The sequence below is a fragment of the Actinomyces sp. HMSC075C01 genome (genome assembly GCF_001812965.1).
In the GTDB taxonomy this organism is placed as follows: domain Bacteria; phylum Actinomycetota; class Actinomycetes; order Actinomycetales; family Actinomycetaceae; genus Actinomyces; species Actinomyces acetigenes.
The window spans coordinates 40,882-58,705 of record NZ_KV810972.1 but is presented as its reverse complement, the minus strand read 5'-3'; the positions used below and the strand labels follow the sequence as shown (position 1 = coordinate 58,705).

14 protein-coding genes are annotated in these 17,824 nt (G+C 70.5%); 8 read left to right on the top strand and 6 right to left on the bottom strand.

Annotation, left to right across the window (positions count from 1 at the left end; genetic code table 11):
• The first annotated feature begins 20 nt into the window (after positions 1-20).
• The 8 genes from proC to HMPREF2883_RS03925 all read left to right on the top strand — a co-directional run bounded on the left by proC (position 21) and on the right by HMPREF2883_RS03925 (position 8,726).
• Positions 21-845: a pyrroline-5-carboxylate reductase gene (gene proC / locus HMPREF2883_RS03960; RefSeq protein WP_070659078.1), complete on the top strand. Its 825-nt coding sequence runs from the start codon at positions 21-23 to the stop codon at positions 843-845.
• A gap of 467 nt (positions 846-1,312) precedes the next feature.
• Positions 1,313-3,016: a nitrite/sulfite reductase gene (locus tag HMPREF2883_RS03955; RefSeq protein WP_081384533.1), complete on the top strand. Its 1,704-nt coding sequence runs from the start codon at positions 1,313-1,315 to the stop codon at positions 3,014-3,016.
• Complete coding sequence (locus HMPREF2883_RS03950) at positions 3,013-3,804, top strand: phosphoadenylyl-sulfate reductase (RefSeq protein WP_070659076.1); 792 nt, start codon at positions 3,013-3,015, stop codon at positions 3,802-3,804. The genes HMPREF2883_RS03955 and HMPREF2883_RS03950 overlap by 4 nt, the downstream gene beginning before the upstream one ends.
• Positions 3,801-4,805 carry a sulfate adenylyltransferase subunit CysD gene (cysD, locus tag HMPREF2883_RS03945; RefSeq protein WP_070659075.1) on the top strand — a complete coding sequence of 335 codons (1,005 nt, stop codon included), beginning with the start codon at positions 3,801-3,803 and terminating at the stop codon, positions 4,803-4,805. Before HMPREF2883_RS03950 ends, cysD begins: the two co-directional genes overlap by 4 nt.
• Positions 4,805-6,163: a sulfate adenylyltransferase subunit 1 gene (locus HMPREF2883_RS03940; RefSeq protein WP_070659074.1), complete on the top strand. Its 1,359-nt coding sequence runs from the start codon at positions 4,805-4,807 to the stop codon at positions 6,161-6,163. Before cysD ends, HMPREF2883_RS03940 begins: the two co-directional genes overlap by 1 nt.
• 3 nt (positions 6,164-6,166) lie before the next feature.
• Positions 6,167-6,982, top strand: coding sequence for a uroporphyrinogen-III C-methyltransferase (gene cobA, locus HMPREF2883_RS03935; protein WP_070659073.1), 816 nt, complete (start codon positions 6,167-6,169; stop codon positions 6,980-6,982).
• 17 nt (positions 6,983-6,999) lie between these two features.
• A complete protein-coding gene (locus HMPREF2883_RS03930; RefSeq protein ID WP_070659072.1) occupies positions 7,000-8,043 on the top strand; it encodes a sulfite exporter TauE/SafE family protein in 1,044 nt (347 codons plus the stop codon).
• A complete protein-coding gene (locus HMPREF2883_RS03925) occupies positions 8,040-8,726 on the top strand; it encodes a sirohydrochlorin chelatase (protein ID WP_070659071.1) in 687 nt (228 codons plus the stop codon). The genes HMPREF2883_RS03930 and HMPREF2883_RS03925 overlap by 4 nt, the downstream gene beginning before the upstream one ends.
• 101 nt (positions 8,727-8,827) lie before the next feature.
• Here HMPREF2883_RS03925 and HMPREF2883_RS03920 read toward each other — a convergent pair whose 3' ends face one another.
• From HMPREF2883_RS03920 to HMPREF2883_RS03895, 6 genes are all read right to left on the bottom strand, one after another.
• Entirely contained in the window at positions 8,828-9,631 is an 804-nt protein-coding gene (locus tag HMPREF2883_RS03920; RefSeq protein WP_070659070.1) for a TetR/AcrR family transcriptional regulator, read from the bottom strand.
• Between the two features lie 98 nt (positions 9,632-9,729).
• Positions 9,730-10,539, bottom strand: coding sequence for an ABC transporter permease (locus HMPREF2883_RS03915; protein WP_070659069.1), 810 nt, complete (start codon positions 10,537-10,539; stop codon positions 9,730-9,732).
• Positions 10,540-10,656: 117 nt separating this feature from the next.
• Entirely contained in the window at positions 10,657-11,613 is a 957-nt protein-coding gene (locus HMPREF2883_RS03910) for an ABC transporter ATP-binding protein (protein WP_070659068.1), read from the bottom strand.
• A 214-nt stretch (positions 11,614-11,827) separates the two neighbouring features.
• A complete protein-coding gene (locus HMPREF2883_RS03905) occupies positions 11,828-13,567 on the bottom strand; it encodes an ABC transporter ATP-binding protein (protein ID WP_070659067.1) in 1,740 nt (579 codons plus the stop codon).
• A 2-nt stretch (positions 13,568-13,569) separates the two neighbouring features.
• Entirely contained in the window at positions 13,570-15,417 is a 1,848-nt protein-coding gene (locus HMPREF2883_RS03900) for an ABC transporter ATP-binding protein (protein WP_070659066.1), read from the bottom strand.
• Between the two features lie 10 nt (positions 15,418-15,427).
• The gene (locus HMPREF2883_RS03895) at positions 15,428-17,761 is read right to left on the bottom strand and encodes an ATP-binding cassette domain-containing protein (RefSeq protein WP_070659093.1); all 2,334 of its coding nucleotides are present in this window, start codon (positions 17,759-17,761) and stop codon (positions 15,428-15,430) included.
• Positions 17,762-17,824: the final 63 nt, after the last annotated feature.

Genomic DNA, 17,824 nt, shown 5'->3' with positions numbered 1-17,824 from the left:
CTCACGAGCAGGAGGCCTTCATGCGTATCGGGTTCATCGGCGCCGGCAACATGGTCAGCGCCATTGTGCGGGGTGCCGTGGCGGCGGGAACACCGGCCGGGCACCTGCTGCTGACCAGCAAGCACGGTTCCGCCGAGCGCCTGGCCGGGCAGGTCGGGGCCGTCCACGTGCCCGACGCCGCCGAGCTGGTCTCACGCAGCGACGTCCTCATCCTGGGCCTCAAGCCCTACGTCATCCCCGATGTCCTGCCCCGGTTGTCGGAGGCCATCACCGCCAGCCGCCCCCTGGTGGTCTCCATCGCGGCCGGAGTGACCCTGGAGCGCCTGGAGTCGATGCTGCCGGACGGTACCCGGGTGGTGCGCACCATGCCGAACATGGCCGCCTCCGTGGGCGAGTCGATGACGGCGCTGGCCCCCGGCAGCAGTGCGAGCCCCCAGGACCTGGAGACAGTGCGCACCCTCATGGAGACCATCGGTCGCACCGTGATCCTGGAGGAGAGGGACTTCTCCTCCTTCATCGGTCTGGCGGGTTCCTCCCCCGCCCTGGTGTGCGCCTTCATCGACGCCTTGGCGCGCGCCGGCGTCATGGGTGGCATCCCCAAGGCCCTGGCCGTCCAGATCGTGGCTCAGGCGGTGCTGGGAACCGCCCGCACCGTGCAGACCGAGGCTCAGCGCACCGCCGAGGGAGGCCACGGCCGCACCCCGGCCGACCTCATTGACGCGGTCTGCTCCCCCGGCGGGACAACAGTGGCGGGCATGGTGGCCCTGGAGCGGGCCGGTTTCTCCGACGCCGTCGTGCGCGCTTTCGAGGCCATCGCCGAGAGGGACCGCGAGCTGGGCGCCTGAGCGCAGACCCAGGCCCGAGGTCCCATATCCCGTCTATCCGCTGCCGCACGCCACCCACCGGCGCAGCGTGTGGCAGTGCGATCTTTTTCCGCGTCCTGACGGGATAAAGCCACCCTCAACAACCCCACCGTGACTCGAAGCACAGATCATTCCTGCTTGTCGCCAGGGTAAAAGCATGGTTAATGTTTCGGCCATGACCTTCCCTCACGCAGCACTCTTCAGCGGCACTCATCCCGCTGACGTTCTGCGTGCCCATGCGGTCATGTGTTGTCGGGCCTGACCAGCGCCTGACACCACGGGGACTTCACCCCGCAACGAGGTATCCGGCGCAATGAAGCGTCCGGAAGGCCCCGTTGAGACGGCTGACGCCAACCGAACGGCACTGCAGGCTCTGCACGCAGCAGCGCACCAGGCCGGCCCCGGACGCTCCTCATACGCCAATGACACGCCACCGTCATGGAGGAGCAATGACCACCACCGTCACGCCACCCGCCCGCACCCTGCGCCCGCCGCGCAAGGCCCGCTCCAACGGCCAGTGGGCCCTCGACGGGCGCAAGCCGCTCAATGACAACGAGGCCTTCAAGCAGGACGGGGACCCGCTGGCGGTGCGCGACCGGATCATGCGCATCTACGGTCCCGGCGGCTACGAGAGCATCGCACCCGACGATCTCAACGGCCGTTTCCGCTGGTGGGGTCTCTACACCCAGCGCAAGCAGGGGATCGACGGCGGCCGCACCGCCCAGCTGGACGTCTCCGAGCTGTCCGACCGCTACTTCATGCAGCGGGTACGCCTGGACGGTGGGAGCCTGAGCCGCCAGCAGCTGCGGGTGCTCGGCTCGGTCTCCAACGACTTCGCTCGCGGCACCGCCGACATCACCGACCGGCAGAACATCCAGCTCCACTGGGTGGAGATCGACAGTGTCCCAGAGCTGTGGCGGCGCCTGGAGTCGGTGGGGCTGACCACGGTCGAGGGCTGCGGGGACACGCCTCGGGGCTTCCTGGTCTCCCCGGTGGCCGGCGTCGCCAAGGACGAGGTCATCGATCCGACCCCGCTGGCCCGTGCCATCAAGGACACCTACCTGGGTGACCCCGAGCTGGCCAATCTGCCCCGCAAGTTCAAGACGGCCATCACCGGCTCCCCCAGCCTCGACATCCTCCACGAGATCAACGATGTCTCCTTCGTCGGCGTCAACCACCCCGAGCTCGGTCCCGGCTACGACCTGTGGGTGGCCGGAGCCCTGTCCACCGCCCCGCGTCTGGGCCAGCGGCTGGGGGCCTTCGTCACCCCTGAGGACGCCCTGGACGTCTGGTACGGCGTCATCCGCATCTTCCGCGACTACGGCTACCGCCGCCTGCGCAACAAGGCCCGGCTGAAGTTCCTCATGGCCGAGTGGGGGCCGGAAAGGTTCCGGCGAGTCCTCCAGGACGACTACCTGGGGCGCGCCCTGCCCGATGGCCCGGCCCCTGAGAAGCCGAGCGGGGACTCCGACCACATCGGCGTCCACGAGCAGAAGGACGGCCGCTTCTGGGTGGGGGCCAAGCCGCCTGTCGGCCGGTTGAGCGGGGACGTCCTGCTGGGCCTGGCCGACCTGGCCGAGCAGGTCGGCTCGGACCGGGTGCGCACCACCCCTCTGCAGAACCTGCTGCTCCTGGACGTGCCTGCCGACAAAGTCGACGACGCCGTCGCGGGTCTGCGCGAGCTGGGGCTCGATCCCGACCCGGGCGCCTTCACCCGCTCGACCCTGGCCTGCACCGGGCTGGAGTTCTGCAAGTTCGCGATCGTGGAGACCAAGAAGCTGGCGGCGCGCGTGTCGGCCGAGCTCGACGCGCGCCTGGCCGACACCGACCTGGATCGGCGCATCACCCTGACCGTCAACGGCTGCCCGAACTCCTGCGCCCGCATCCAGATCGCGGACATCGGCCTCAAGGGCCAGATCATCACGGTCGACGGCGAGCAGATGCCCGGCTTCCAGGTGCACCTGGGCGGCGGTCTGGCCACTGACGGGCGCGCCGAGGCCGGCCTGGGCCGCACGGTGAGGGGTCTGAAGGTTCCCGCCTCCGGCCTGGTCGACTACGTCGAGCGTTTGGTGCGCCGCTACCTGGACCAGCGCCTCCCTGAGGAGACCTTCGCCCAGTGGGCACACCGAGCCGATGAGGAGGCCCTGCAGTGAGCGCCACAACCACTGACAGCGCCCAGGCGTCCCTGAACGTGGCGCACCCTGCTCCTGCCGCCTCGAGGTCGCGCGGCGCAGGCTCGGCCCCGCTGCGGTCCACGGAGGAGCTGCGCGCCCTGGCCGAGGCCGGTGCACGCGAGCTCGGTGACGATGCCGAGGCCCTCGACGTCGCCCAGTGGGCGGCCCAGAACTTCCCCAGCACGCTGGCCGTGGCCTGCTCCATGGCCGACGCCGTCCTGCCGCACGTGGTCTCCCGGGTCCTGCCCGGCGTCGACGTCCTCTTCCTGGACACCGGGTACCACTTCGCCGAGACCGTGGGCACCCGCGACGCGGTGGCCGCCACCATGGACGTCACCGTCGTCGACGTGACTCCCGAGCTGAGCGTGGCTGAGCAGGACGAGCGCTACGGGCCGGATCTGTGGTCACGGGACCCGGCCGCCTGCTGCCGCCTGCGCAAGGTCGAACCGCTGGCGAGGGCCCTGAGCGGCTACGAGGCCTGGGCCACCGGGGTGCGCCGTGAGGACGCCCCCACCCGCACCCACACGCCGCTGATCGGCTGGGACGCCACCCACGAGATCGTCAAGATCAACCCCCTGGCGGCCTGGAGCATGGAGGAGCTGACCGGCTACGCCGACCAGCACGGCGTGCTCATCAACCCCCTCCTGTACGACGGCTACCCCTCGATCGGCTGCGCCCCGTGCACGGCGCGAGTCAAGCCCGGAGACGACCCCCGTTCCGGCCGCTGGGCCGGATTCACCAAGACAGAATGCGGAATCCACCTATGAGCATCACCCTGACCCACACCCGTCCGGTCCCCGTCCCCTCCTCCGCGCAGGCGCCGGAGCTCGAACCGGCCGGTCTGGCCGACCTCTCCCGGGCTCCCGCCACCTCTGAGGCCCTGGACATTCTTGACGTCCTGGAGGCCGAGGCCATCCTCGTCATCCGGGAGATCGCCGCCGAGTGCCGCCGCCCCGTGCTGCTGTTCTCCGGGGGCAAGGACTCCGTGGTCATGCTGCACCTGGCGCGCAAGGCCTTCTGGCCCGCCCCGATCCCCTTCCCCGTCCTGCACGTGGACACCGGCCACAACTTCCCCGAGGTGCTGGCCTACCGTGACCGGACGGTCGAGGAGCTCGGTCTGCGGCTCGTGGTGGCCCGCGTCCAGGACTACATCGACGACGGCCGTCTGCGCGAGCGCACCGACGGCACCCGCAACCCGCTCCAGACGATCCCGCTCCTCGACGCCATCGAGGAGGGCGGCTTCGACGGCGTCTTCGGCGGCGGGCGCCGCGACGAGGAGAAGGCCCGGGCCAAGGAGCGCATCGTCTCCCTGCGCGACGAGTTCGGCCAGTGGGACCCGCGCAACCAGCGCCCCGAGCTGTGGAACCTGCTCAACCCCCGCCACCGCCCTGGTGAGCATGTGCGGGTCTTCCCCTTGAGCAACTGGACCGAGCTGGACGTGTGGCGCTACATCGAGCGCGAGGACATCTCCCTGCCCGGCCTCTACTACGCCCACGAGCGCGAGGTGTTCCTGCGTGACGGGATGTGGCTGGCGGCCGGAGGCGTCAACCGGCTGCGCGACGGCGAGCAGGTCGTCACCCGCACCGTGCGCTACCGCACCGTGGGTGACATGTCCTGCACGGGCGCCGTCGAGTCCACCGCCGCCACCAACCACGACATCGTCCTGGAGGTCGCCGCCTCCACCCTGACCGAGCGGGGAGCCACCCGCGCCGATGACCGCCTGAGCGAGGCGGCCATGGAGGACCGCAAGAAGGAGGGCTACTTCTGATGAGCACCCCCACCCTCACCGACATCCCCGCCGAGGCCGAGGCTCGCGCCGCCGCCACCGGCTCGCTGCTGCGGCTGGCCACGGCCGGTAGCGTCGACGACGGCAAGTCCACGCTCGTGGGCCGTCTGCTGTTCGACTCCAAGTCCGTGCTGCGCGACCAGCTGGCCGCCGTCGAGCGGGTCAGCCTGGATCGGGGCCTGACCAGCGCCGACCTCGCGCTGCTGACCGACGGTCTACGGGCCGAGCGCGAGCAGGGCATCACGATCGACGTCGCCTACCGCTACTTCGCCACCCCGCAGCGCTCCTTCATCCTCGCCGACTGCCCCGGGCACGTGCAGTACACCCGCAACACGGTCACCGGCTGCTCCACGGCCGACGTCGTCGTGCTGCTGGTGGACGCCCGCAACGGGGTCCTGGAGCAGACGCGCCGCCACCTGGCGGTCGCCGCCCTCCTGCGGGTCCCGCACGTCATCGTCGCGGTCAACAAGATCGACCTGGTGGACTTCTCCGCCGAGGTCTACGCGGCCATCGAGGCCGATATCCGCGCCGTGGCCGCCGAGCTGGGCGTGGCCGAGATCCATGTCCTGCCGACCTCCGCGCTCCTGGGGGACAACATCGTCCAGGTCTCGACCAGCACGCCCTTCTATGAGGGGCCGACCCTGCTGGGGCTTCTGGAGTCCCTGCCCACCGCCCGCGACGAGGGCGCCTTCCGCCTGCCGATCCAGCTGGTCATCCGCCCCCAGGGGGCGGCGCCGAGGCCCGAGCTGCGCGACTACCGCGGCTACGCCGGGCGGATCGCCTCGGGCACGGTGCGTGTCGGTGACCCCGTGGTGGTGCTGCCCTCAGGCAGGCGCTCGCGCGTGGCCGGCATCGACCTGGGCGAGCGCAGCCTGGAGGAGGCCGTTGAGGGCCAGTCGGTGACGGTTCGCCTCACCGACGATATCGACGTCGCCCGCGGTGACACCCTGGCCGCGGCGGGCGACGCGCCCCAGGTGCTCACCGAGGTCGACGCCCGCGTGTCCTGGCTGAGCGAGGAGCCCCTGCGCCCCCGGGCGCGGGTGCTGCTCAAGCACGGCGCCCAGACGGTGCAGGCGATGGTGCGCGCCATTGAGGGGCGCCTCGACCTGGACGACCTGACCACGGTGCCGGCTGATGCCCTGGAGCTCAACGACATCGGCCTGGTGCGGCTGCGTCTGGCCTCACCGGTGCCCTTGGCCGACTACTCGGTCTCCCGGTCCGACGGCGCCTTCCTCCTCATTGACGCCCACGAGGGTGGCACGCTCGGTGCGGGCATGGTGCAGCTGGCGGACGCAGGGCGCGACGAACCGGCTGCGGCCGCCTCCTCAGGCAGGGGCTGAGGCATGACCCACGACGTCTCTCCCCATGGACCCGACGGTTCCGCGGATGGCTGGGTGGCCCTGGTGGGCGGCGGCCCAGGCAGCAGCGGCCTCATCACCGCCCGCGGCCTAGAGCTGTTGGGCCAGGCGGACGTGGTCGTCGTCGACGCACTGGCGCCCCGCGACCTCCTGGAGGACCTTGACCCCACAACCGAGGTCATCGACGCCTCCAAGCGGCGCGGCCGGCACGTCATGAGCCAGGAGCAGATCGACGCGCTCCTGGTCGACCTGGCCCACCGCGGCAAGGGGGTGGTCCGCCTCAAGGGCGGTGACCCCTACGTGCTCGGGCGCGGCGGGGAGGAGGCGGCCGCCTGCCGCCGGGCCGGTGTCGCCGTCGAGGTCGTCCCGGGGATCACCAGCGCCATCGCCGTGCCCGCGGCGGCGGGGATCCCCGTCACCCACCGGGGGCTGTCGCGCGGATTCTCGGTCATCACGGCTCATGCGGATCTGGGGGTGCTCCCCCAGCGCCGCGACCACACCCTCATCCTGCTCATGGGGGTCTCCCGGCTGCCGGACTCGGTCGCCTCCCTGCTGGAGGCCGGCAGCGATCCAGCCACACCGGCGGCGATCATCGAGCGCGGCTACCACCCCGACCAGCGCGTGACCACCACCGAGCTGCGATGTCTGGCCGACGTCGCCGCCCGCTGCGGCGTGACCGCCCCCGCGGTCATCGTCATCGGCGACGTCGTCACCCTGAGCCCGTACTGGGCTGACCGAGTCGTCGAGGGGCCCGGCCGGCGAGTCCCGCCGCGTGAGCCCGCCTCGGCGCATGCAGACTGAATGTCCCGGAGTCACTGATGCGCAAGCTTGTTCTTCTCGCCCTCGTCGGCCTGGCCGCCCAGCTGGTCGACGGCTCCCTCGGGATGGGGTACGGCATGACCTCCTCCTCCCTGCTGCTTCTGGCCGGGCTGAGCCCGGCGCTCGCCTCGGCCTCAGTGCACCTGGCTGAGATCGGCACGACCCTGGCCTCGGGGGCCTCCCACTGGAGGCTGGGCAACACCGATCCTCGCCTGGTGGTCCGGCTGGGGCTGCCCGGTGCGGTGGGGGCCTTCGGCGGCGCCACGGTCCTGTCGCACCTGTCGACCCGCGCGGCGACCCCGGTGACGGCGAGCCTGCTGATCCTGCTGGGAACCTATGTCCTGGGGCGCTTCGCCCTGCGCCCACCCAGGGGATCCGGTAGCCGGCGCTCCCCGCACGGTAGGCGGCTCCTGGTTCCCCTGGGAGTGGTGGGCGGTTTCGTTGACGCCACCGGCGGTGGCGGCTGGGGACCGGTGGTGACGACGACGCTGCTCACGGGTGGTCGTACGGCGCCGCGCACCGTGGTCGGCTCGGTGGGGGCCTCGGAGTTCCTGGTGACGGTGGCGGCCTCGGCCGGTTTCCTCACCGGACTGGGCACCGCGGGCATCAGCCTGGGGATCGTCCTGACCCTGCTGGCCGGCGGGCTGGTGGCCGCACCGATCGCCGCCTGGCTGGTCTCCCGTCTGCCTGGAGCGGTGCTGGGCACCGCCGTCGGCGGGCTGATCCTGGCCACGAACCTGCGGGTGCTCCTGTCCTGGGCCGAGGCCTCGGCCCGAACCGGAGTCATGGTGTACGGCGCGCTCGGGGTGATATGGGCGGCCTCCCTGGCCCTGGCGATTCGCAAGGCGCGCGCCACGGCCACAGACATTCGAAAGCAGACCGATCAGGTGCTTGAGGAGGCCCGCTCCGCTCCTCGGTGCGGCCACGCACCTGAGGCTGCTGTGCCGGACGAGCCTCTCACTTCGAGTGGTCCGCTCGGGTCGAGGCCGGTCGGGCCGGCTCGTCCTCACGCGCACGCGGTTCTGGTGGTGGAGCCGGTATGAGCACTCGTCCCCTGGTACTACTGGCCCACGGCTCGCGACGGCCCGGGCCGTCCTCAGTCCTGTCGCGCACCGCTGAGCGCGTCGGCACGATCCTGCCCGAGGTGGAGGTGCGCACCGGTTACGTCGAGCTCCAGTCCCCGGACCCGGCCACGGCGCTGGAGGGGCTGGTGGATCCGGTGGTGCTGCCCTTCTTCTTGGCTCGGGGCTATCACGTTGTCCATGACGTACCGGCCGCGGTGGAGCGGCACGGATCGGGGACGGTCGCCGGGCACCTGGGGGTCGAGGCACGCCTGGTGGAGGCCGTGGCGCAGCGGCTTCACGAGGCCTCCGCGCCCCTGGGTGGGCTCGCGGGGCTCGACCATATTGTTCTGGGCGCGGCCGGGTCGCGTCAGGCGGCGGCGTTGGAGGAGGTTGAGGCCATCACCCGCTTGCTCGAGGTGCGCCTGGGGCGCGAGGTGACGCCCGCCTACCTGTCGGCTGCGCGCCCCAGCGTCCGTGACGCGGTGAGCACGGCCCGGGCCCGGGGTGCCGGGCGGGTGGGCGTGGCCACCTACCTGCTGGCGGAGGGACGTTTTCACCAGGCCCTGCACTCCACGGGCGCCGACGTCGTGGCCGCCCCCATCGGCGACCACCCGGCGGTTGCCGAGCTGGTGGCCCACCGCTACCGCGAGCAGGTCGCCTGATCGCGAGGCCCGGCCTCCACCGAGAAGGACACTGTTGGCGGAAGGCAGCCGTTCTTCCGCGCCCCTATGTGAAACAGGTTGTTCTCGGCGGAGGCGGAACGTCAGTCACTGCCATTCTCAAGGAGTCGCTCGGACAGGCGCTGGATGATGGGTTCGACCTCCTGCGAGGTGGTGGCTGCGGCGCTCACGCGGCCGAAGATGCCCACCGCCAGGAGTCCGAAGGCCGTCTCCTCATCCTGCTGGGCCGGCTCGTGGCGTCCGTGGGAACGGGCCACCATGACAGAGGTCTCTCTCAGCCAGCGCCGCCAGCTGCCGGCCAGCCGGTCCCGGGAGTCCTCGTGACGAATGGCGTAGAGCCAGGTCTCCAGGTGCAGGACAACATCCTCCATGGCAAGCTCCTGGAGCTGCTCGCCCCACTGGTCGGGGCTCGCCATCTGGCGAGCGGTCTCATCCGAGCTCTCCTCACCACAGGTGACGACCTCCAGGAACAGGGCCTCCTTGGAGGGGAAGGAGGAGTAGAAGGCGCCCTTGGTGAATCCGGCCGCCGAGACGATGTCACTGACCGACGCCCCCTCGTAGCCCTTGGCAGCGAAGACCTCCCTGGCAGCAGCAAGAATCCGCGCCCTGGTCTCCTCGCTCCGGCGCCGTCCACCGCCCCGCCCCGGGGCGGCGCCGCTGACTGCGGTGGAGGCGGAGGCCAGCTTCCGGGAGGCGAGGTCCAGGGAGGCCGCCACCGCACTCTCGCTGCTCCGGCGCGCTTCCTGACCGGCCGCCCCCACCGCACGGGACAGTGCCGTGATCGCCTCGTTGAGGGCGCGCGTCGCCTCCCTGATGTCATCCGAGGCGGAGGCCCCGGAGTCGTCACTGTCACTGTCCGGCCCGCGGGCGGAGCTCCTGGCGGTCATGCCCCCACTGTAGAGGAGGTTCCTCAGAAAGGGTTTCACGGTCCTTCCCCCACATTCGTCACGTCCTCCACCGGGCTCCGACCATGCGGGCCGGTTGTTCAGGGCCGCTTTCCCAGGGCCCATGACGCTCCGACGATGGACACCAGGCACCATCCAACCAGCAGGACCCAGGACCGGGTGGGCATGGTGGCGTCGTGGGAGAACAGGCCGGCGCGCACCACCTGCGCCATGGGTTCGAACGGCAGCCAGCGGTGGAGCTCCTGGGCCCAGTCGGGGAGTCTGTCGGAAGGAAAGCTCATGGGAGAGAACAGCAAGATGCCGAAGGCGAGCACCTGGGAAAGGATCTGAGACAGGGCCGGAGCCAGGAGCGTGGCGATGGCGTAGCCGATGCAGGCCGCTGTCAGGGCGACCAGCACGGCGCCGGGTACCAGCCACCACTGTGGGGCGAGGTCGACGTCGAAGCGGGCGTTGGCGACGATGACGCCCACGACCAAGCCGGGTAGTGCCAGGGCGGTCCAGATCGCGAGGTCTGCCAGGAGGAAGGCGATCCTGGGGACGGGCAGGGTGCGCATCCAGTCCAGACTGCCCTCGGTGCGGGACTGGGAGACCCACTGGGGTGTCATGATGAGTCCCAGTGAGATGAGCGCGATCGCCGGGCCACCGCCGGCCAGGTAGAGGCTCGCCTCGCGGTCTGGGTGTCCCGCGATGAGCCCGTATCCCAGGACCATGGAGACGGACAGCAGCGTCTGGACGATGATGAACAGCGGCAGCATGGGCAGGCTGCGTCGGAACTGCCACTGGATGAGCAGGCCGAGCTGACGCCAGAGCGATGTCGTCTGGGACGTGACCTCGAGAGCAGTCACAGCGGCTGGAGCCGTTTCAGTAGCGGCGCTGGTTGAAGCAGGCATCGGCTTCTCCTTCACTTCCTGTTTCTCTGGGGGCTGGAGTCGTACCGCGCTGACATGGCGGCACGGGGGCAACGTGGATCCTTGGAACGGGCCGGGCCTCCCGCTGCCTCACTCGGTTCAGGCGACATGACGATGCGCCGCCTCCTGTCCTGTACTCGCGGTGAGGCGGACGTAGACGTCCTCCAGTGAGATCGGTGCCAGCTCATAGCGCTCGATCGCGGAGTCCTTGAGGGCGTGAGCCGCCCAGTCCACGGCCTGCGCTGTACGGTCGGAGGACACTGCCACGGATGCTCGCACGGCGTCGTGCTGCGTCAGGCTCATTCCCGCAGGCGGCTCGATCCGTCGGCCGGGAGTCCGACTGATCTCCAGGACGAAGGAGGATCCGTGGCCGGCAACGAGCGCTGCGGGAGTTCCCTCGGCGATGACGTGGCCGTGGTCCAGGACGGCGAGCCGGTCGACAGCCCGTTCAGCCTCCCGCACGTTGTGGGTCACGAGGAGGACTGCGGATCCGGCATCGGCCAGGAGTCGGATCTGGTCCCACAGCAGGCGCCGGCGTACCGGGTCGACGTCGTTGGTGGGCTCATCGAGGATGACCAGGCGCCCGGGAACGACGGCGCACATGGCGAAGGCTGTCAGGCGGGCGATACCGCCGGAGATCTTCTGCGCGGGAGTCCTCGCCCACTCCCCCAGGTCAAGAGCCTCGATGAGCTCCTCGGCGCGTCTGCGTGTCTGACGCGGGCGCCCTCCTCGCATGCGCCCCACGAGGTCGATCGCGGTCAGGGGCGTAAGTCCCGTGATGGGCACATTGGCCTGCGCCTGGACATTGGTGAGGCGCCGGGCGAGAGCAGGGTTGGCGACGGCGTCAACCCCGTCGACCCTGATGCTCCCGGAGGTCGGGCACAGCAGCCCCACCACCTGGTTGACCAGCGTGGTCTTGCCCGCACCGTTGTGCCCGAGGAGCCCGACCACCTCGCCGGCACCCACCCGCATGGTGACGCCGGCGTTGGCCCTCACCGCGTGCGACCCGCTTCCGAAGTGCTTGTGAAGGTCCTCGATGGCTAGTACGTCGGCCATGAAGCCCCCCTCCTTTCGTTCAACTACCTGGATCCGAGCACCCGATCGGCCACCAGACCGATCCGTACCGGTTGGTATTGAGGATACCACTCAGTATTGCCAGGAGGTTTCATAGAGTCATGAGAGCTTTCATAGCAACAGAAACGCTGTCCCATACCAATCGGTACGGGACAGCGTCTGCCCACCATGTCGTCTGACCTGAAGCGGCCCCGCGTCACCCCTGACGGATGTGCCAGCGTGAGGAGGCCGTGGAGGCCTCGATGAACTCGCGGAAGGGGCCGGGGACAGCAGCCAGCTCCTGGGGCGTACCGCGCTGGGCCACGCGGGCGCCGGCCTGACTCGGCTCGAGGAAGACGACCTCATCGGCCTGGCGGACGGTGGACAGGCGGTGCGCCACCACGATGACGGTGCGCCCCTCGGAGAGCTCGCGCACCACCTCGGTGATGGCGGACTCGTTCTCCCCGTCCAGGGCCGAGGTGATCTCGTCGAGCAGCAGGATGGGGGCGTCCTTGACGAAGGCCCGGGCGATGGCGACGCGCTGGCGCTCCCCGCCGGACAGGCTCATCCCGCCAGGACCGACCCGCGTGTCCCACCCGTGCGGCAGCGCCTCGATGACGCGGTCCAGGCGGGCGCGCCGGGCAGCCTCGGCCAGCTCGGCGTCGGTGGCCTCGGGTCGGGCGATGCGCAGGTTCTCCCGGATGGTGGTGTCGAACAGGTAGACGTCCTGGAAGACCATGGAGGTCATTCCCATGATCGCAGAGGCGCGCATGGAGCGGACCGGCGCGCCGCCAATGGTGACGGTCCCGTCGTCGACGTCCCAGAACCGGGCGGCCAGACGCAGGATCGTGGACTTGCCCGCCCCTGAGGGCCCTACCAGGGCGGTCACTCTCCCCTGCGGTGCGCTCAAGGAGACGCCCGCCAGGACGGGGCGGCCGACGTCGTAGGAGAAGGAGACGTCGTTCAGGGCGATCGTGGTCCCCCGGGGCTCGATCTCCCGACCGGGCTCGGGGTCGGACAGGGGACGCGCGTCGAGGATGTCCCCCACGGCCCGTAGGGCGACCTTCGCGTTGTCGGCCTCGGATCCGTACATGGCGGCCTTGGTCAGTGGTAGGAGTGTGCGCGCGGTGACGGCCATGATCGCCAGGTATGCGACGACGTCGAGCCGGTGCCCACTCACCCGTGCCAGCCCCACCGCCATGACCAGGGCGAAGGCGACGTTGACGATGAGGTTGAAGTACTGCCCGGGCCTGCCTTTGACCCGTAGGCCGTCCAGGGTGGAGGCGGAGTCGGCCTCCAGGGCGGCTTGCACCGGCGCCCAGCCCGTCTTGGTGGCACCGGTGGCGCGCAGTACGGGCTGGAGTCGGGCGAACTCCACGAGGCGTCCGGCCGCGGCGCTCGAGGTGCGGTCCTCCATCTCGTTGGCGCGGGTGGTTGCGGCGCCCATGAGCCGCCACGTCAGGACCAGTGGGACGATGGCTGCGGCCATGATGAGCGCCAGGGGCCATTCGACGATGGCGGTGGCCCCGAGCATGACCATCGGGACGATGAAGGCGTTGCACAGGTTGGGGATCACCATGGAGGCCAGGTGGGAGAGGGTGTTGACCTCCTTGGAGGTGGCGTTGACGACGGCGGCCTCCCGCTCGGCGCTGAACCAGCCCAGCGGCAGGGTCAGGACGTGATCGGCGACGCGGTCGATCATGGTGTCGCAGACCTCGAAGACACTGACCCGGTAGGAGCGGTGCATGGCGATGGTGTCGACGAGCGCGGCGCTGACTGCCATGACCACGACGGCGATCAGCCAGGCGGTCAGGAACTGCGAGCGGGAGTAGAGGGCGCGCAGGAAGGGGATCATGAGGGCCAGGGTGAGGCCCTGGAGGACGGCGGAGGCTACGAACCAGGCGATGATGGTGCGCATCTCGGCGGCGTTGACGACTCGCGTCAGCAGCTTCCACATGGTTACTTCTCCTCCTGCCCGGCGGATTCGGCTCTCAGCCGGTCGATCTGGGCGGTCAGTGCGGCGGCGTCGGTCTCCTCACTCAGGTCCTGACTGCGCCACATGGCGGCATAGCGTCCGCCGGCGGCCAGCAGCTCCTCGTGCGTGCCGCGCTCGGTGATGCGTCCGGCGTCGACGACGAGGATCTGGTCTGCGTCGCGGATCGTGGACAGGCGGTGGGCGATGATGATGACGGTCCGCCCGGCGGCGAGCCGGGACAGGGCCTGGTGGATGTCGCGCTCGGAGGCCGGGTCGGCCTGGGCGGTGGCCTCGTCCAGGACGAGGACGGGGGCGTCCTGGAGGTAGGCGCGCGCCAGGGTGACGCGCTGACGCTCCCCTCCGGAGAGGAACCCGCCTTCCTCACCCAGAATCGTGTCGTAGCCATGGGGCAGACGCGCGATGCGCTCATGGATGCAGGCCGCGCGGGCAGCGGCCTCGACCTGCTCCCGGGTGGCGTCGGGGCGCCCCAGGGCGATGTTGTCGTGGACGGACTCGTGGGCCAGGGCCACGTCCTGCAGCACGACCGCCACGCGCGAGAGCAGCCAGGGGAAGGTCGCCTCGCGCACGTCGACGCCGCTGATGCGCACGGCTCCGTCGTCGACGTCGTAGAAGCGGGCGATGAGGCGGGCCAGGGTCGACTTGCCCCCGCCGGAGGGGCCGACGAGCGCTGTCACGGTTCCGGGCTCGGCGGTGAAGGAGGCGCCGTGCAGGACCGGGGAGCCGGCCTCGTAGGAGAAGGTGACGTCCTCGACGTCGACGCGCCCGGGGGCGGGTCCCTCGCCCTCGTCATGGGTTCCCTCGGGCATCGGCGGCAGGGAGAGCAGGTCGGCGGTGGCCTGGGCGGCCATCCTGGACTCGTACATGTGCTGCATGAGGCCGATGAGGGTCATGAGTCCCTCCGGCAGTCCGAGGGCCACCAGGAAGAACGGCAGGGTGGCCGACAGGGGCGTCCAGCCCTGGGAGGTGAACAGGACAGCCAGGAGCGCAACCGTGGCGAAGACCGTGGAGGGACGCAGGACGGCGGTCATGGCGCTGATGGCCTTCCCGGACCTGCTCACCCACTCGTAGGACAGGCTGGAGAACTCGGTGCGCGCCTGGCTGAAGCGCGTGCGGGAGGCATCGGTGGCCTGAAAGCCCTTGATCTCCTTGATGCCCTCGAGCATCTCGACGGTCGCGGCGGCCAGCGCGGTCTGAGCGACCCCGAAGCGCTCGGTGATGCCCGACAGGCCAGTCATGGTCAGGAGCATCGCGCCCAGGGCGAGGACCCACAGCCCCACCAGCGCACAGGCCAGGCGCCAGTCGGTCCACAGCAGGTAGGCCGTCCCCGCCGCCGCCATGACGACGGCGTTGGTGGCGTCCCCGGGGACGTGGGCGACGAGGGTGTGGATGGAGGTGGTGTCGTCGCAGACCATCTTGCGGATGGTGCCGTGCGGGATCTGCGCCACCCGCCCCAGGGGCAGGCCCCTGATGGCCTCGACGACCCGCTCACGCAGGTGGTGGCGCAGCCGGGCCTCGGCCAGGTGCGTGATCCCCAGGCCCGCCAGGTAGAGGGCCTGGGAAGCGAAGAGCGCCCCGACGGCGATGGCCGCCCAGGTCCACAGGCTGCCGCGCCAGCCCTGCGGTGAGGTCTCGCCCAGCCAGATGGCTGCCAGGTTGCGCATGGCCTCGAAGGGGACGATGGACAGCAGCGCTCCGAGGGCGGTCAGCAGCCCGGTCGCAATCATGGCCGGGCGCGCCGGTCGGATGAGGTCGCCGACGGCAACGCCTGCGACCTCCTGGTGACTCGTCCGGTGCATCGGTTGCTTGGGCATGGTTGTCTCCTCAGCGGAGGGTGTTCCAGATGATGAGGGCCATCGCCCAGGTGAGAACAACGACTCCCCAGTCGCATCCTCTCCAGGGCTCGTCGGTCATCTCGGTGCGCCGTCGGTGGGCGCCGAAGGCGCGTGAGTCCATGGACAGGGCGACGCGCTCGGCGTGCTGGATGGCAAGGATCATCAGCGGCAGGATGGAGCCGATCCAGCGGACCACGGGCGCGAGCATCCCCCAGCGGCCGCCGACCCCGCGCAGCGCCCTGGCGGTGCGCAGGAGAACGAAGTCGCCGTGGAAGCGGGTGATGAAGGCGATGGCAGCGGTGCCCGCCGCCCCGAGGCGGTAGGGCATGTGAAAAGTGGTGGTCAGGGTGCGGATGAGGGCCTCGGGGTCGGTGGAGACGCCCGAGACGAGAACCAGTGCGATGAGCGCGCCGATACCGGTGCCTCCCGTCACCGCGTCACCCAGGTCGTAGAGGCGCGCAGCCGTCTCCTGGTGGTGGACCCCGCTACTGAAGATCCACATCATGAGTGCGGTGACCACCCAGGGGGCGACCACCGAGGCCACAGTGCGTCTCAGGGAGGCGCGCGCGGCGACGATGAGGACCGAGGAGGTCAGCAGGACGCCCAGGTTGAGGTGATGGTTGCGCAGGGCGAAGACCATCACCATGAACGGCAGGACCGAGGCGAAGAGGGTCAAGGGGTTGAGCGAGGTGAACAGGCCTCGCCGTGGCTGGGGCCGGGGCGGTACCGGGGCGGGCTCGGGCAGACCGGCGCGCGAGTCCGCTGCTCCGGTTCCGGCCGCCCCGGGCAGGGCGACGATGTGGGTGCAGTGCTCCAGGGCGAGCTCGAGGTCGTGGGTGGCCATGATGACCGTGCGCCCCTGGTGGCGCAGCTGGTCGATGAAGTCCATGAGCTCACGGGTGTTGTCCCAGTCCTGCCCGTAGGTGGGCTCGTCCAGGACGACGACGTCGCGCTCCTCGCTGACCATGGTGGCCACCGAGAGCCTGCGGGCCTGACCGCCCGAAAGGGTCAGGGGATGGTGGTTCCGGTGGGCGGTCAGGTGGAACTGCTCGAGGAGCTCACTGACCCGCTCCGGCGAGGTCCCTCCGACGGCGAGCTCCGCCCCGACGGTGGTGGCCACGAACTGGTGCTCGGGGTTCTGAAAGACGTATCCGACCAGGTGCTTGCCCTTGCCGACGTCCCGGCCGCCAACCATTGCCTTGTCGGCCCGTGAGCGGACGAGTCCGGCCAGGGCGGACAGGATCGAGGACTTGCCCGCGCCGTTGGGCCCGACCAGCGCCACGAGCTCGCCACCACCCAGACGCAGAGACACCCGGGGCGCGCGCCCCGGGACCTCAAGGTCGACCAGCTCGACACTGGTTCGAGCCTCGGGCCGGGGGCGGCCGGCGACTACCTCGCGGGTGTCGATGGCCTCGACCTGCTGCCAGCTCTCAGCGGAGTCCCGCACCTGTTTCTCCAGGTAGCGCACCTCGTTGTGGGCGCACAGGTCGGCGAGCCGGGGCACCCGGATTCCGGCCTCGGCACAGGTCAGGGCCGCCTCCGACGCCTGCGTCCCAACGGGGAGGTCGTCGTCGGTGTCACGCAGGGCTCGGGGCATCCACACTCCGGCGTCGGTCAGCTCGCGGCGGTGGCTCATGAAGACCTCCCGCGGCGAGCCGACGGCGATGGTCCGCCCGTCGGCGTTGAGGGCCAGGACCTGATCGACGATGGGCAGCACCGGGTCGAGGTCATGGTCGATGACGACGACCGCCATCCCGGAGGTGGTCAGGGAGGAGATGAGGGTGTAGAACTCGTCCCGGCCGGTGGCATCGATAGTGCTGGTCGGCTCGTCGAGCACGAGGAGCTGTGGGCGCATGGCCAGGGCGACGGCGAGCGCGAGCCGTTGACGCTGTCCGCCCGAGAGCGTCCAGGGATCGTCCCAGATGCGCTCGATGAGTCCCACCGCGCGCAGGGCCTGCTCGACCCGCGCGGTGATCTCCGACCTGGTCAGGCACAGGTTCTGCAGCGGGAAGGCGACATCGTCGTGGACGGTGCGGGTGACGACGGCGGCGTCGGGGCTCTGGCCGACGTAGGCGACGGTCTGGGCCAGGTTCTGGACGGTGGCGTCGGCGACCTCGGTGCCGGCCAGTCTCAAGCTGCCGGCGTACTCAGAGGGCAGGCAGTGCGGGATGAGGCCGCACAGCGCGCGCACGAGGGTGGTCTTGCCGCAGCCCGAGGGACCGATGACGGCGGTGACCTGAGCGCGCAGGTGGGCGAGGTCGACGGCATCCAGGACCCAGTTCTCGCGTCCGAGGTAGTGGACACTCAGGCCCTCGATGCTCACCAGTGCCGGATCGGCCGACTCTCCCAGAGGCCGCTCCACCTCCGGAGCAGCCGGTGCGGCGGG

Coding starts and splice junctions, on each gene's coding strand:
- proC (WP_070659078.1), top strand. CDS start 21: ATGCGTATCGGGTTCATCGGCGCCGGCAACATGGTCAGCGCCATTGTG.
- HMPREF2883_RS03955 (WP_081384533.1), top strand. CDS start 1,313: ATGACCACCACCGTCACGCCACCCGCCCGCACCCTGCGCCCGCCGCGC.
- cysD (WP_070659075.1), top strand. CDS start 3,801: ATGAGCATCACCCTGACCCACACCCGTCCGGTCCCCGTCCCCTCCTCC.
- HMPREF2883_RS03940 (WP_070659074.1), top strand. CDS start 4,805: ATGAGCACCCCCACCCTCACCGACATCCCCGCCGAGGCCGAGGCTCGC.
- cobA (WP_070659073.1), top strand. CDS start 6,167: ATGACCCACGACGTCTCTCCCCATGGACCCGACGGTTCCGCGGATGGC.
- HMPREF2883_RS03930 (WP_070659072.1), top strand. CDS start 7,000: ATGCGCAAGCTTGTTCTTCTCGCCCTCGTCGGCCTGGCCGCCCAGCTG.
- HMPREF2883_RS03925 (WP_070659071.1), top strand. CDS start 8,040: ATGAGCACTCGTCCCCTGGTACTACTGGCCCACGGCTCGCGACGGCCC.
- HMPREF2883_RS03920 (WP_070659070.1), bottom strand. CDS start 9,631: ATGACCGCCAGGAGCTCCGCCCGCGGGCCGGACAGTGACAGTGACGAC.
- HMPREF2883_RS03915 (WP_070659069.1), bottom strand. CDS start 10,539: ATGCCTGCTTCAACCAGCGCCGCTACTGAAACGGCTCCAGCCGCTGTG.
- HMPREF2883_RS03910 (WP_070659068.1), bottom strand. CDS start 11,613: ATGGCCGACGTACTAGCCATCGAGGACCTTCACAAGCACTTCGGAAGC.
- HMPREF2883_RS03905 (WP_070659067.1), bottom strand. CDS start 13,567: ATGTGGAAGCTGCTGACGCGAGTCGTCAACGCCGCCGAGATGCGCACC.
- HMPREF2883_RS03900 (WP_070659066.1), bottom strand. CDS start 15,417: ATGCCCAAGCAACCGATGCACCGGACGAGTCACCAGGAGGTCGCAGGC.